19 protein-coding genes are annotated in these 14466 nt (G+C 42.3%); 12 read left to right on the forward strand and 7 right to left on the reverse strand.

The features are described 5' to 3' along the window. Window positions 1–218 precede the first annotated feature (218 nt). From queA to tgt, 3 genes are all read left to right on the forward strand, one after another. Entirely contained in the window at window positions 219–1265 is a 1047-nt protein-coding gene (gene queA / locus CEW93_RS02970; RefSeq protein ID WP_089540712.1) for a tRNA preQ1(34) S-adenosylmethionine ribosyltransferase-isomerase QueA, read from the forward strand. A gap of 72 nt (window positions 1266–1337) precedes the next feature. Beyond that, window positions 1338–2867 carry a DUF389 domain-containing protein gene (locus CEW93_RS02975; protein WP_089540714.1) on the forward strand — a complete coding sequence of 510 codons (1530 nt, stop codon included), beginning with the start codon at window positions 1338–1340 and terminating at the stop codon, window positions 2865–2867. Between the two features lie 134 nt (window positions 2868–3001). Beyond that, window positions 3002–4135: a tRNA guanosine(34) transglycosylase Tgt gene (gene tgt, locus CEW93_RS02980; protein ID WP_089540716.1), complete on the forward strand. Its 1134-nt coding sequence runs from the start codon at window positions 3002–3004 to the stop codon at window positions 4133–4135. 2 nt (window positions 4136–4137) lie between these two features. On the opposite strand, the gene aat is transcribed toward tgt, so the two are convergent. Then, a complete protein-coding gene (gene aat, locus CEW93_RS02985; RefSeq protein ID WP_089540718.1) occupies window positions 4138–4893 on the reverse strand; it encodes a leucyl/phenylalanyl-tRNA--protein transferase in 756 nt (251 codons plus the stop codon). A 92-nt stretch (window positions 4894–4985) separates the two neighbouring features. On the opposite strand from aat, the gene CEW93_RS02990 reads away from it, so the two are divergent. After that, on the forward strand, window positions 4986–5879 hold the full coding sequence (locus CEW93_RS02990) for an Hsp33 family molecular chaperone HslO (protein ID WP_089540720.1): 894 nt from the start codon (window positions 4986–4988) through the stop codon (window positions 5877–5879). Window positions 5880–5884: 5 nt separating this feature from the next. After that, complete coding sequence (locus CEW93_RS02995) at window positions 5885–6538, forward strand: hypothetical protein (RefSeq protein WP_089540722.1); 654 nt, start codon at window positions 5885–5887, stop codon at window positions 6536–6538. A gap of 15 nt (window positions 6539–6553) precedes the next feature. On the opposite strand, the gene CEW93_RS03000 is transcribed toward CEW93_RS02995, so the two are convergent. From CEW93_RS03000 to rpe, 6 genes are all read right to left on the reverse strand, one after another. Then, window positions 6554–7483 carry a matrixin family metalloprotease gene (locus CEW93_RS03000; protein WP_146416632.1) on the reverse strand — a complete coding sequence of 310 codons (930 nt, stop codon included), beginning with the start codon at window positions 7481–7483 and terminating at the stop codon, window positions 6554–6556. Window positions 7484–7492: 9 nt separating this feature from the next. After that, window positions 7493–8077: an oligoribonuclease gene (orn, locus tag CEW93_RS03005; RefSeq protein ID WP_089538953.1), complete on the reverse strand. Its 585-nt coding sequence runs from the start codon at window positions 8075–8077 to the stop codon at window positions 7493–7495. Between the two features lie 97 nt (window positions 8078–8174). Further along, window positions 8175–8657, reverse strand: coding sequence for a hypothetical protein (locus tag CEW93_RS10970; protein WP_255503918.1), 483 nt, complete (start codon window positions 8655–8657; stop codon window positions 8175–8177). A gap of 55 nt (window positions 8658–8712) precedes the next feature. After that, window positions 8713–9027 (reverse strand): hypothetical protein, encoded by a 315-nt coding sequence (locus CEW93_RS03015; RefSeq protein ID WP_089538952.1) that lies wholly within the window; start codon window positions 9025–9027, stop codon window positions 8713–8715. Beyond that, a complete protein-coding gene (locus tag CEW93_RS03020; protein ID WP_089538951.1) occupies window positions 9027–9359 on the reverse strand; it encodes a hypothetical protein in 333 nt (110 codons plus the stop codon). The genes CEW93_RS03015 and CEW93_RS03020 overlap by 1 nt, the downstream gene beginning before the upstream one ends. Window positions 9360–9392: 33 nt before the next feature. Beyond that, a complete protein-coding gene (rpe, locus tag CEW93_RS03025) occupies window positions 9393–10088 on the reverse strand; it encodes a ribulose-phosphate 3-epimerase (RefSeq protein ID WP_089538950.1) in 696 nt (231 codons plus the stop codon). 207 nt (window positions 10089–10295) lie between these two features. Between rpe and leuC the strand changes: the two genes are divergently transcribed. From leuC to CEW93_RS03060, 7 genes are all read left to right on the forward strand, one after another. Next, a complete protein-coding gene (leuC, locus tag CEW93_RS03030; RefSeq protein ID WP_089538954.1) occupies window positions 10296–11714 on the forward strand; it encodes a 3-isopropylmalate dehydratase large subunit in 1419 nt (472 codons plus the stop codon). A gap of 23 nt (window positions 11715–11737) precedes the next feature. Then, the gene (locus tag CEW93_RS03035; protein WP_089538949.1) at window positions 11738–11965 is read left to right on the forward strand and encodes a hypothetical protein; all 228 of its coding nucleotides are present in this window, start codon (window positions 11738–11740) and stop codon (window positions 11963–11965) included. Then, window positions 11949–12344 (forward strand): type II toxin-antitoxin system VapC family toxin, encoded by a 396-nt coding sequence (locus CEW93_RS03040; protein ID WP_089538948.1) that lies wholly within the window; start codon window positions 11949–11951, stop codon window positions 12342–12344. The genes CEW93_RS03035 and CEW93_RS03040 overlap by 17 nt, the downstream gene beginning before the upstream one ends. Continuing rightward, on the forward strand, window positions 12345–12665 hold the full coding sequence (locus CEW93_RS03045) for a hypothetical protein (protein WP_089538947.1): 321 nt from the start codon (window positions 12345–12347) through the stop codon (window positions 12663–12665). A 126-nt stretch (window positions 12666–12791) separates the two neighbouring features. Next, window positions 12792–13280 carry a hypothetical protein gene (locus tag CEW93_RS03050; RefSeq protein ID WP_089538946.1) on the forward strand — a complete coding sequence of 163 codons (489 nt, stop codon included), beginning with the start codon at window positions 12792–12794 and terminating at the stop codon, window positions 13278–13280. Further along, on the forward strand, window positions 13280–13828 hold the full coding sequence (locus tag CEW93_RS03055; protein ID WP_143822747.1) for a hypothetical protein: 549 nt from the start codon (window positions 13280–13282) through the stop codon (window positions 13826–13828). Before CEW93_RS03050 ends, CEW93_RS03055 begins: the two co-directional genes overlap by 1 nt. A gap of 99 nt (window positions 13829–13927) precedes the next feature. Continuing rightward, window positions 13928–14461 (forward strand): YbhB/YbcL family Raf kinase inhibitor-like protein, encoded by a 534-nt coding sequence (locus CEW93_RS03060; RefSeq protein ID WP_089538944.1) that lies wholly within the window; start codon window positions 13928–13930, stop codon window positions 14459–14461. The last annotated feature ends 5 nt before the right edge of the window (window positions 14462–14466 follow it).

Here is a 14466-nt window from a genome sequence, read left to right on the forward strand (position 1 = left end):
AATATGCGAAAACCCAAATTTAAAATGGGGTGGGGCGATGTTGGGCGTTTGGCAGTGTTTTGGATGTTCATGAGCATAAGATGACCTTGGGCTATGTTTGGCATATCATACGCTTTTTGTGGCGTTTTTTCAAATAGATGCCGTTATCAAATCAACACAAACAGTAGGCGGTGCGTTAAAATTTTGTTAAAATACGCAATTTTTTAAAAGATACTGCCATGCCGATATTGACATCAGATTTTGACTATGATTTGCCTGATGAGCTGATTGCTCGTTATCCACTAGCCACCCGTTCAGCGTCTCGTTTGTTGCACGTCAAAGGCGATAAACTGAGCGATTTGTGCTTTACTGATTTGCCAAGTCTGTTACATCAAGGGGATTTATTGGTGTTAAATGACACCAAAGTCATGAAAGCACGACTTTTTGGTAAAAAAGACACAGGCGGTGCGGTGGAAGTTTTGGTGGAGCGTATCACAGACCATGAACGCTATATCGCCGCTTGTCATGTGCGGTCTAGCCGTGCCTTAAAGATGGGGCAAACGGTCAGCTTGGCTGATGGTGCGATGAGTGCCACCATGTGTGGGCGTGATGAAAATTTATTTATTTTGCAATTTGTCAATCCGATTTTGGCTGATTTGGATAAGTATGGACAAATGCCGATTCCGCCATATTTTGAACGCACTGCCACAAAGACTGATGATGAGCGTTATCAAACGGTGTTTTGTGATGACGCTAAGCAAGCAAGTGTCGCTGCTCCTACCGCAAGTTTACATTTTGATGACAAAACTTTACAGATTTTAAAAGATAAAGGCGTGGATATTGCTTTTGTTACATTGCACGTTGGAGCAGGAACATTTGCTCCTGTAAAAACAGATGATTTGACCGACCACGTCATGCATGCCGAATACGCTCATTTGCCCCAACAAACTGCTGATAAAATCAATGCCGCAAAAGCAAATGGCAAAAAAATCATCGCTGTGGGAACGACCGTTGCTCGCACGTTGGAGACTGCTCATTTGCACCGCGTGAACGGACTGCTGACCGAGTTTCGTGGCGATACACAGATATTTATTTATCCGCCTTATGAGTTTGGGGTGGTGGACAGACTGATTACCAATTTTCACCTGCCCAAGTCCACACTGTTGATGTTGGTTTCTGCCTTTGCAGGCACAGACAACATCAAACACGCCTATGTTCATGCCATTGGTCAGCAATACCGCTTTTTTAGCTATGGTGATGCGATGTTGTTGGATAAATGCCCATAAGTAATTTTTGGTCAATTAACTGACAAATGACATAAGATTGATGATTTTAACGTATGAACCAAACAAAATACCATGACTGACGATATTAAAAAAGACGAAGTGGCATTTAGCCAAGATGAGCTGGCTGAACTTAAAAAACATGGCATTGATGATGACAAACTTGATGACATTGTTCAAGCGGTGCATGATGAGCTGTCTAGCAATGCCAACCTAAAAAATACCAACACACAATACCATCATTTGAGTTTTGTGCCATTTGATGGTGTACGCTCTTTGGTGTTTGTGTCTCATCAGGCGAACTTTGCCAAAACAGACGATGTGCCCACAACCACTCATCACAAACCAAGCAATACGCCATCTGGTTTGAATGAATTGAGCAGTTCCATCAGCACAAAAGCTGCTGCTAATCAGTCTGATGATACAACGCCTGTTCAGCCATCAGCTCAGTCAATCAGCAAAACTGACCAAGACCAAGACATCAGCGATACAGATGACACAAAAGATAAAGAAAAACATACGGATATTGTCCGTACGCTTATTGCCAAAAAGCACAGTGAAAAAACCATAGACCACAAAAGCGTGCGTATCGGCATAGAAGCTGGGGCGTTGCCAACCAAAATGTTTTTTATTATGAATGGCTTATCTGCTGTGATTGCAGGATATGGATTGCTTGCCAATTCGCCTGCGGTGGTCATTGGGGCGATGTTGGTTGCCATGATGTTAGGTCCAATCACGGGGGCAGCTTTGGCGGTGATTGATGCTCGGCTTTCTTTATTACGCCGTTCTTTGATGACTTTGGTGGGTGGTGTGCTTGTCATTTATGCGGTGGGTATGGTGCTTGGTTTTTTGTATCCTGAAAATGTCAGCACCGCAGAGATTATGTCGCGTACTTCCCCAACCACGATGGATTTGATGGTGGCATTGGCAGGTGGTGCGGCGGGTGCTTATGCCATGGTATCGCCAAATTTATCGGTGGCGGTGGTCGGTGTGGCGGTGGCAACGGCACTTGTACCACCTTTAACAGCAAGTGGCATTTTGTTATCAGCAGGGCATTGGGAACTTGCGATGGGTGCATTGCTTTTGGCGATTACCAATATGCTGGCAATTCAGTTTACCAATGCGTTGGTGTTGTGGTTTGCTGGTTTTCGCCGAGTGCTTGATGATGAGACTGACAACAAATGGGGGCAGGCAGGAACGTTTTTAAAACGTAATAGTGCGGTGTTATTACTGCTTATCATCATTGGTGCTTATTTGTCGGTTAATTTTAAACACACCATGAACCAACAAAATTTTGAGCGTCAAACCACCGAATTAATTGAAAAGCATATTGAACAGCAAGCCAATTATCTGCTATCTACAAGTTTTACCCAAGAAAACAAAACCACCATTGTGCGTGCGGTCATTCAAGGCGTGGACACGCCCAATAGCAGGCAAGCATTGTTGCTTGAAAAAGACATTCAAGCATTGGCTGATGACGCCTTTAAACAGCGTCAGATTAAGCTACAAATTCGCTTTGTGCCTGAGATTGTGATACAGTCCACACCTGTTGATGAAAGTGAGCTAAAATTAAGCCCCAAAGACATAGAAAACCTGCACAGATAGTTTGGCTGTTTGTGTGATGGTGTTTTGTGTGTTTTGTCAAATGTGTTGTTTGGCTGATTTGGTGGTGGGTATAAATTGTGATTTTGCTTAAAAAACTGTGTTACAATACGCCCAAATTTGATTAAGTGGTATGTATGAAATTTACTCTACACAAAAACGACACCAGCACGCGGGCAAGACGTGGCACGGTGCATCTTACTCATGGTGATGTGCAGACCCCTGCATTTATGCCTGTTGGCACTTATGGTACGGTTAAGGGTATGTTGCCACGAGACATTCATGGCATTGGGGCGGACATCATTCTTGGTAATACCTTTCATTTGTGGCTACGCCCAACCACGGCGGTGATTGATAAGTTTGGTGGCTTACATGATTTTATTGGTTGGCACAAGCCCATTTTGACCGACTCTGGCGGTTTTCAAGTATTTAGTCTTGGGGCAATGCGAAAAATCAGCGAAGAAGGCGTGCATTTTCGTTCACCTGTGGACGGCGCAAAGGTGTTTTTATCGCCTGAGATTTCTATGCAAATCCAGCATTCGCTCAACAGTGACATCGTCATGCAGTTTGATGAATGTACGCCTTATCCTGCCACACAGATAGAAGCTCAAAAATCCTTGGAGCTTTCTTTGCGTTGGGGTGAACGGTGCATTAATGAGCACAGCAAACTTGGTAATAAAAATGCCTTATTTGGTATTGTACAAGGCAGTATGTATGAAGAGTTGCGTATGCAGTCTTTAAATGCATTGGTTGATATGAATTTTGATGGTTATGCCATTGGTGGCTTGTCGGTGGGTGAGCCAAAAGACGAGATGATAAAAGTACTCAACTATCTGCCAAATCGTATGCCATCAGACAAGCCACGTTATCTGATGGGGGTAGGCACGCCTAGCGACATCATAGAAGCGGTACGCCGTGGGGTGGATATGTTTGACTGTGTCATGCCCACTCGTAACGCTAGAAATGGACATTTATTTACCAGTACAGGGGCGGTTAAAATTAAAAACGCCGTCCACCGCCATGACACTGCCCCACTTGATGACGAATGCAACTGTTATACTTGTGCGCATTTTAGTCGTGCTTATTTGCATCATCTGCACAAGTGTGGTGAAATGCTATCTGCTCAGTTGGGCACCATTCATAATCTGCACTATTATCAAAATCTCATGCAAGGCATTCGTACGGCGATTGAAGAAGAGCGATTTGATGAGTTTGTGCATGAATTTTATGCCAAGCAAGGCATGGAGACACCAGCATTAACTTTGGCTTAAAGTTAAGACAAGAGTTTGTGAAATGTGTTGATGTCCTTGATGGCAATATGAGTGGTTTTTGAGCCAAGAATGGGGGTATTTAGGCAGGTTTTTGTGTGATGTAATGTTAAAAACTCATGCCTTGGCATTAAATTTGCCCCCAAACTCATCAAGTGGGGATTTTCAAGCTGACAATCCACAAGCTCAATACCAGCTTCTTGGCACAGCACCATCAGACCCCAAAAGGCGACTTTTGATGCGTCCGTTTGTCTGTGAAACATACTCTCTCCACAAAACACCCCACCAATTTGTAAGCCATATAGTCCGCCAATGAGCGGGCTTTGGTGGGGCATATTTTCCCAAATCTCCACGCTTACCGCCACACCCATGTGATGTAGGGTGGTGTAGGCGTGTTTGATGTCATCGTTTATCCAAGTGGACTGACTGTATGAGCGTGCTTGGGTGCAGGCGTGTATGACGTCAGCAAAGGCGTGGTTGGTGGTGAGTGTCCAAGTAGATTTTTTGGTGGTGCGAACCAGTGATTTACTTGGGCGAAACTGTTTTGGATAGATGACACATCTGGGGTTTGGCGACCACCAACAAATCGGCTCATCATCATACCAAGGAAATGCCCCAGCAAGATAAGCACTGACCAAAGTGGCAGGGCGTAGGTCGCCACCTGTCGCCAAAAATCCATCATCATCTGCCATCGCATTTATCATACCAAAAAAATCATAAGGGCAAGTCTGTGCTAGGGTTGTTAGCTGTGTTGGGGTCATGATTTATCCTTAAAAAACCTTTATATTTTAGAATAAATCCCCATCAAACGTCCATCTTTTTATTGTTTAATCTGTTTATGTAAAGGTAACTTATGACTTATTTTGACAATTATCGCCAACGTTTTTTTATTGAAAACTCACCTGTGCGGGGTGATGTGGTGCATTTGACAGACGCTTTTGCTACGGTCATCTCCCAAAAAGATTATCCTAAGGCACTCAAAGCTTTGCTTGGTGAAATGCTTGTTTCGGCAAGTTTGCTGATTAGCACCCTAAAAATACATGGCAAACTGTCCATTCAACTACAAAATTCTGACCCTAATGCTCCTTTTCGTTTTGCCATGGCAGAATGCGACACCACAGGAGCGGTGCGTGCTTTGGCAGGATTTAGTGCCATACATGATGATGAACAGATGATTTGGCAAAACGCTCATACTGCCCAAGATGCTTTTGCTCTGTTGGATAAAGGCGTGCTGTTTATCAGCATTCACCCTGAACACGGCGAGAGCTATCAGGGCATTGTGGAGCGTGTGAGTGATGATTTGGGCGAGTGTTTGGCTCATTATCAAAAGCAATCCGCCCAAATCCCTACCATCATTAAACTTGCCACCAACGAGACCACCGCAAGCGGTTTACTCATTCAACTTTTGCCCCAGTCCGACAAAGACAAAGACAATGACCCTGACCTGTGGGACAGGCTGACCATGCTGACTGCCACCATCAAAAAAGATGAGCTGACTGAGCTGCCTGCCCAAGAGATACTTTATCGTTTGTACCATGAAGAAGATGTGGTGCTGCCTGATGTCAATGCCCTGCATTTTGCCTGCACTTGCTCTTTACAAAAAAGCCAAGGAGCCATCATTCAGCTGGGGCAAGATGAAGCCTTGCAAGTGGCAAATGCTCATGGTGGGGCATTAGTGCTTGATTGTGGTTTTTGTGGGCAAGAATACCGTTTTGGGACAGACGACATTAAGCAATTATTTGCCTAGCTTGTATGACAGACATACCAACAGGCATGGACGGCAAAACCATCAACATTCACCAAGATGGTTTTGCGGTGTTTGATGAATGCGTGGCTACGGCACCTTTGACGCTTCCTGTGGCTTATGATTTTGATGATGGGGCAATCCTTATTCAGCATTTACCGATTGTATTTATTGGTGGTGTATTTGCCTTTTCTATCATGAATGCCATATTTGGACTGTTTGATGGCAAAGGTTCTGTATTTGGCGTGCTGATTGTGTTGGTGGCTTGTGTGCTGATTTTTGGGTTTGGGCTGTTTTTGCTGTTTATCCATGTCATCATGTGGCAACATCACAATAAAATGCTCATCATTCATCAAGACCATTTGGCGTGTATTTTAAAATTTACTGACAAACAAAAAACTTTGCTAAGTTTTGATAATATTTATCATGTAGAGCTGGGTGCATTTAGCAGAACGTGGTATAAAGTGGTGTTGTATCACGTAAGTTTTAGTGATGATGGTCGCTACTATAAAAAACACAAAAGCGTGATTGGCCATGTCAGTGCTTTTGATAAACAAAAAGCACAGCAAATCATCACCAACATCACCCAAGCCATGCAGGCACATCATGCCACACATCAGGTCAATCTGCCCATCATCACTTACATTCGTCAGCGTAGGTGAGTTTGACAAAATGGATTATTTATAAAATTGCCGATTTTCAAGCAAATCAATGTCCGCTTGTTTTAGTTTAAAATCCTTTAATTGCTGTTTTTGGGCATAAGGATACATCAAGGCGGTTGGGTCGTCATTATGGTCAAGATATAAGGCATGACCCAGCTCATGTGCCAAGGTTAATCTAAGCTCGTCTGTGTTTTCAAATTCATAAACATTAATGAGTGTATCGCCCCCATGTCTAAACTCGCCTTTGTGAAATTCTCGTGCAGTCAGGCGTGCGTTGGCTTGGTCTATGCTTTGGTTTAGTTTGTTGGTTTGGGCATTAAACTTATCCACCGCTTGATTAAATTCGTTTTGGGCAGTTTGATAGGCATTGATTTTTTCGTTGATGAGACGCTGTTTGGTGAGCAGTTGTTCATGTTTTTGAGTTAAGGCATGGCGTTCTTGGTCATCGCTGGTGATTCTTAGGCGATTGATGGTCTTTTGATAGTCGCTGTGCCATAAATCAAGTTCGGTTTCTAGGGCGTGAAACTGGGCGTTGAGCTGTTGGTGTCTTTTTTGTAGGCTTTCAGAACTCATCTGGTGATGATTGTGCAAATCGTTAAGATTTTGTTTGATTTGTTGGCGGGCGTTGGTTTCTATTTGACGTTCATCATAAATTAGGTTGATGGTCAATTTGGCATCATCATCATAGATGAACCATTCTTTATTTGTGCCATCATGCCAAATTTGTACCGCTTCGGCGGTCAATCGTTTAACATCATCGTGTGTCAGCCCAAAACGTGCGTCCACATCACCAATGCGATACCTGACCCGTGTGTCAGTAGGGTGGGTCAAGCGGTGGGCCAAACTGTTGTGGCGAACTTGTGGTTCGGTGTGGGTTTGATAACCAAAAAACACCGCAAGCGACACAATGCTCACGGTGATGATGAGTTTTAATGCTTTAAACATTGACAGGTATTAATCTAGTAATTTAAAAAAATGCTCACGATAATGGCGTAACTCACGGATAGAATCACGAATGTCATCTAATGCCAAATGTGTGCCACCTTTTTGGTAGCCATGAGCCACATCAGGTCGCCAGCGATAACACAGCTCTTTAATGCTAGATACATCTAAATTACGATAATGAAAAAAGGCTTCAAGTGCTGGCATTTGCCGTGCCAAAAATCGGCGATCTTGACAGATGGAGTTGCCACACATGGGTGATGTGCCTTTATCCACCCATTTTGATAAAAATTCAATGGTTGCTTGTTCGGCTTGGGCAAGGGTAATGCTACTGCGACGAACACGGTCGGTCAGCCCTGATTCACGGTGCTGGCGAGTGCACCATTCGTCCATGCCATTTAAGATGATATCAGGCACTTTAATGGCAAAGACAGGACCTTCGGCTAAGATATTAAGATGGTCATCAGTAACGATGGTCGCAATCTCAATAATCTCATCTTTTTGGGTGTCAAGCCCTGTCATTTCAAGATCTATCCAGATGAGGGCTTTTTTGGGTCTGTTGCTAGGTTTGGGGTGTTGGATTTGGGTTTTGGTCATGAAGCTGCTTAATTATTTGGTTGTGGCGTAAATTTGGCATTTAGTGATTGTGGTGCTGTATGACGGATTTTGGCAAATTTGTGCGCGTAAAAAGTCATCAGCTAAAATGTGTGGGCGTCTCATCATAGACGTGGGCGTGATATTGGCTCATTTGCTTTTGCATAAAACTTGCGATGGCTGCTTGTATCATGTGATGTCCCATCATTTGTAGCATTTCTTGACCAAGCATTTCTTTGATTTTATCAGAAAAATCAATGCTCACCCAAGGGTTATCATCGCCAACTTCACGCAAAACAAATGCCCCTTTATCTGTTTCTACAAACTCCAAATAGGCTTCCTTGGTCATGATTTTTGGCTTTTGGATTTTGACTTTTTGGGTGGCAGGTTCACCTGTCAAAATCCAAGCAGGGTCAAGTGCCAGTAGCTGACCAAGTTTATTTGCTCCTGCTTGTGAAATGCCTTGTTTTGACCAACGAACCACGGTTGCTACTGACACACCAAGTAGCACGGCGATGTCTTGCATGCTTTGACCTGACGCATCAAGCACACGTTGCAAGCTGTCATGAATGGGTTTTGTCATGCTGATTCCTATCAAATTTTAGATGTCATTTTAATGGGGTTATTTTTTTGGGTTTTCAACGCCAGTAACGAAGCTTTGCCATCATAAAAAGTAGCCCCACAAACATACCTAAATAGTATGCCATACGCACATCAAAGCTGTCATCACGGTATTTTATTGGCATGCTGACAAGGGCGGTAAAACTTGGGATTAAAAACAGATATAGCACCCAGTTTTCCAAAACGTGTAAAATCCCTTGTACGCCATTGCCTTGCCCGTAACGATAAGCCGATAAACTCATGAGCATGATGATGACAATCAAAGCCAAAATTAAACCTTTGGGAATGTCCTTAGGAACAAGGCTATCAGGCAAAATATCTGTCAATTTCATCAGCTATACCGCCCCATGATGGTCAAAATCGCCACACAGGATATTAAAAGTCCAAGTGTTAAGGCATTTCTGGTTTGGATGTTGGTGTGCTTAAATGTGTTCATCAACTTTGCTCCACCAACAAATGCACATGGCACAACAATCACAAAAAACGATACCACCACCAACGCATGACGTAATACCGACCCCACATCATGCCCTGCAAGCAAGCGAAAACCATAGCCTGCACACGCCAAAATCAAAGCAAAAATTGCCAAAGAGATGGTTAGTCCCAAAGGAACAAGACTTGGGGGTGTGGTTGGTTGGTTGGTTGAAGTGGACTGTTGGCTCATGTTCGTGTGTTTGTTGTTAAAGTGAATGGGTTATTATTGGGCAAATTTTGAGCCAGCAAGCTCATCACGCATATTATCAATGACGGTTTTATAATCAGGTTGGTTAAAAATGGCTGAGCCTGCCACAAACATATCCACGCCCGCATCTGCAATGGTGCGGATGTTGTCAGGATTGACACCGCCATCAATCTCCAAGCGAATGTCAAGCCCACGCTCATCTATCATACGACGTACTGCACGCACCTTGTCAAGCGTACCATCAATAAATTTTTGACCGCCAAAGCCAGGATTGACACTCATGATTAAAATTTGGTCAAGTTTATCTAATGTATAATCCAAATAATGCAGTGGCGTGGCAGGGTTAAAAACCAGTCCGCACTTTGCTCCACCGTCTTTAATCAGCTGTAAACTGCGGTCTATGTGTTCTGTTGCTTCGGGGTGAAAGGTGATGATGTCCGCCCCCGCTTTTAAAAAGGCATCTATCATGCCATCTACGGGTTTGACCATTAAATGCACATCAATTGGGGCATGAATGCCATAATCTTTTAAGGCCTTGCAAACCATTGCACCAAAGCTTAGGTTGGGCACATAACGATTGTCCATGACGTCAAAATGCACCACGTCTGCTCCGGCATCAAGCACCGCTTGTGTGTCATCACCAAGGCGAGCAAAATCGGCAGATAAGATGGATGGGGCGATTAAAAATTGTTTTTCAGGCAGTATTTTCATGAACATTCACAAGCAATGGTTTTGGGGTATGATAACAAAAATTTACCCAGAAGTAAAAGGCAGACATGGTTTATTGGTGATTTTATAAAGAAAAAAGTTATAATATTTATAAAAATTATAAATTATTTTTATTTTTAAAATATGATATAATTGCATAAAATGAAAACACCCAGTCCATTGACAGTTAAAAAACAAACGGAGCATAAAATGGCAGGCAAAACGCTTTATGACAAACTTTGGGATGACCATTTGGTCGCAAGTCGTGATGATGGTTCAAGTTTGATTTATATTGACCGTCAGCTATTACATGAAGTAACTTCCCCCCAAGCATTTGAAGGCTTGGAGTTGGCAGGACGCACCCCTTGGCGATTGTCTGCCAACATCGCCACCCCAGACCATAACGTCCCCACATCCATCAAAGAGCGTAGCGAAGGCATTGCTGGCATCAAGGATGATACTTCTCGCATACAGGTGCAGACTTTGGATGAAAACTGCCAAAAATTTAACATCACTGAATTTACCATCAATGATGAGCGTCAAGGTATTGTTCATGTGGTAGGGCCAGAGCAGGGCTTGACTTTGCCGGGCATGACGGTGGTCTGTGGGGACAGTCATACCGCCACGCATGGGGCATTGGGCTGTCTGGCTCATGGCATTGGTACAAGTGAAGTTGAGCACGTTTTAGCAACGCAATGCTTGGTTGCCAAAAAAATGAAAAATATGCTCGTGCGTGTGGACGGTAAACTTGGCAAGGGCGTTACCCCAAAAGATGTGGTGCTTGCCATCATCGGTAAAATCGGCACAGCAGGTGGTACAGGTTATGCCATTGAGTTTGGTGGTCAGGTATTTCGCGATATGTCCATAGAGGGGCGTATGACAGTGTGCAACATGGCGATTGAAGGTGGGGCAAGGGTTGGGCTTGTGGCGGTAGATGACAAAACCATTGACTATGTCAAAGGTCGCCCCTATGCCCCCACAGGCGACAACTGGGAAAAGGCGGTAAGCTACTGGAATACCTTGCATTCAGATGAGGACGCTCATTTTGATACAGTGGTGGTGCTAAATGGCGATGAGATTGAGCCACAAGTGTCATGGGGAACGTCGCCTGAGATGGTAATTAGTGTTTCGCAAAACGTCCCGACGCTAGACATGGCAAAAGATGATGTGCAGCGTAACGACTGGACACGAGCCTATCAGTATATGGGGCTGACCGCAGGACAAAAGCTGTCTGACATCAAACTTGATCGTGTGTTTATTGGCTCATGCACCAACTCACGCATAGAAGACATACGAGCGGCTGCCGAAGTGGTCAAAGGCAAAAAAGTCGCTGATACCATCAAACAAGCGATGGTGGTGGCAGGTTCTGGTTTGGTCAAAAAACAAGCCGAAAGCGAAGGTTTGGACAAGATTTTCACAGACGCAGGCTTTGAATGGCGAGAGCCGGGCTGTTCTATGTGTCTTGCGATGAACGCTGATAAACTGCAAGCAGGCGAGCATTGTGCCAGTACGTCTAACCGCAACTTTGAAGGCCGTCAAGGTAATGGCGGACGCACGCACTTGGTAAGTCCAGCGATGGCAGCAGCGGCGGCGATTGCAGGGCATTTTGTGGATGTCAGAAGTTTTTAGTTAAACACCTTGGGGGAAATGGTATGCAACAGTTCACCATTCAAATTAAAGATGAGTTATTGCCTGTTTTTATGAAAATGATTGCAGGTTTTGGTAATGATATCATCATTGATGATACTGCCATTTCACCCAAGATAAAAAAACGAGATTTATCAAAATTGGTTGCCCACCCAAATACCATCAATGGTGATGATGACGGTATTATGAATGTGGATTGGGAAAAGGCATGGCATCATGACTTACCAAAATAATATTTATTTGGATACACATATTTTAGTATGGTTGTATCAATCAAAAACTAGCCAACTATCAAAAGGCGTGGTTGAAAAACTAGAAAATATCAATAACCAATTTTTGGTATCGCCAATGGTGATTTTGGAATTAGAATTTTTATATGAAATTGGTAGAATTAATGCTAGTGCAGGACAAATATTTCAACATATTAAAGAAGTGTTGGAATTAAAAATTTGTCAAAAATCTTGGTTGGATGTCGTAAATCTTGCCAATCAATTAAAGTTTACCAGAGACCCATTTGACCGTTTAATTGTTGCTAATGCAATGCTCAATGATAATGTGTTAATTAGTAAAGATAATAAAATTAGTGAATTTTATAAGAGATGTTTTTGGTAAATGACTTATTCTGAACTCATCAAAACCCTGATCATTGACCCCATAGCGGTGGCTGATGAATTATGGGTGTTTAAAATAGAGATTTTTAAACACGCACAAAAAGGCTATTTTGCCCAGCTTTGGCGGCTAGATACTTATGATATTAAACCAACTTTTGCCATTCAAAAAGATTGGATGGCCAGTGAGAGCTTTTTTATTGATGATGGTTTTCGTTTTGATGGCTTAGGTCTGTATGGCGATGACCTAAAATATTTTGTGAGTAGTGATGACTGTCAAAACTATGTATTAACTTGCCTTGATAAGTGTTTTGATTCAAATTAAAGTAATTTATGTTTAAAAATGATTGACATGAGCTGACTAAACTACGCATAATGTAGCTATATTTTTAATATAGCGGTATGAGATAAAAATCTTAGATGATATTTACATCATTATTAGGATAAGACAATGACATTTAAACCTTATTTATTGCTTTGTTTGTTGTTATTATCAAATTTAGCTGTGGCAAAGCATGAGCAATATTGTAATGGTCGCTTTGATTATTGTGTGGCCATTCCTGATAGTGTGGTGATTTCGCCAATAGAGCCACAAAATGGCGATGGCAGGCTGTTTGGTGTCAAAGGCACTGATGCAATCATTGTGGCTTATGGCAGTTTATGGCCAAGCGTGATTGGTGCATCTGACGAAGAGCTATTGCAAGAAAAACAGCAAAGTGTGTGTGAACAAGCACAATGTCGCATTACTTATCAAGTTAAAAAAGATAATTATTATATTGCCAGTGGTTATTATTTAGATGACGATAAAATTTTTTATCAGGTTTATCGGCTCAAAAATGGCGAAGAACATCATTTAGATTTTACCTATTCCAAAAAACACAAAGCAAAAATGGATAAAATCATATCGCAAATGGTATCATCTTTTTTAAAAGATGATTGATGATAAACATTAAAGAGACATCAATGAATGGATTGACCGCTTTAAAACAAGCATTAGCAAAAAGTGCCGAAGTACCAAAAGTATTATTGGATAAGATTGTTTATGATGGCGATAATGATGATTTGCTTTATGAAATATTGTTTCCAATATTGGCTTGGGACAGCCAAAATGATTATCAAAGTTTTGATGATGGGCAATTTATGGAATATATGGAATGGAAAGAGCCATATTTAAATTTTGATAACTTTTTTATGATTAAAAAGCGTCAATTAACCATCAATACCGATGACATTTTTGATGATTATGCCCAAGAAGTGGGCGATGAAGATGTGATGGATGAGATGGATTTTTTTAAGGCTTGTGAGTTGCATCGTCAATATTGTTTTAATTATTTTAATAAAAAATTAGCACCCCATCAATTACGCTTGATTGAATTGGGCGAAAATGAAAATGCATATTTTTTATTGGTTAATGATGATGAAAAACAAATCAAAGAATTAACCCATGCTTTTGAACGATTTGGCATTTCTGTGATTTTGGAGCAGTAATATAAACAAGCAGCTATAAAAATCATGGATAAAATTGTTATCAATCAATTAGACAGCAATTCATATATTTTGTGATTAAACGGTAAAAAGGAGTATGACATGAATGAATTAGCCAGCAATCCTTATCTTGATGTCCGCCAGCCCGCTCAGCCCAAAGGCGAGATGACCTTAACCTGTGCTGATATTGCCGAAGGTAGTACCTTATCCAATGACTATGTTGCTAATATTTGGGGCTATACAGGGAGCAACATCAGCCCAGAGCTTGAATGGAGTAACGCCCCAAGCGATACCAAAAGTTTTGTGCTGACCATGTATGACCCTGACGCACCGACAGGCTGTGGCTTTTGGCATTGGAATGTGTTTAATATTCCTGCTGATGCCACGTCTTTAAAGCAGGGCGTGTCTGGGAAATTTGCTGATGGCGAAAAAGAGCTTATCAATGATGCAGGACTTAAAGGCTTTGTTGGGGCGTTCCCACCCAAAGGCGACAAACCACACCGTTATATTTTTACGCTGTATGCTCTAAATGATGTGCTTGATTTGCCAGAGACCATCAGTCCTGCGGTTTTGGGATTTAATCTTAATGGCAAAGTGCTAGCAGCGGCGAGCCTGACGACTTATTATCATTGGTAACAGGC

The sequence above is a fragment of the Moraxella sp. VT-16-12 genome (genome assembly GCF_002224245.2).
In the GTDB taxonomy this organism is placed as follows: domain Bacteria; phylum Pseudomonadota; class Gammaproteobacteria; order Pseudomonadales; family Moraxellaceae; genus Moraxella.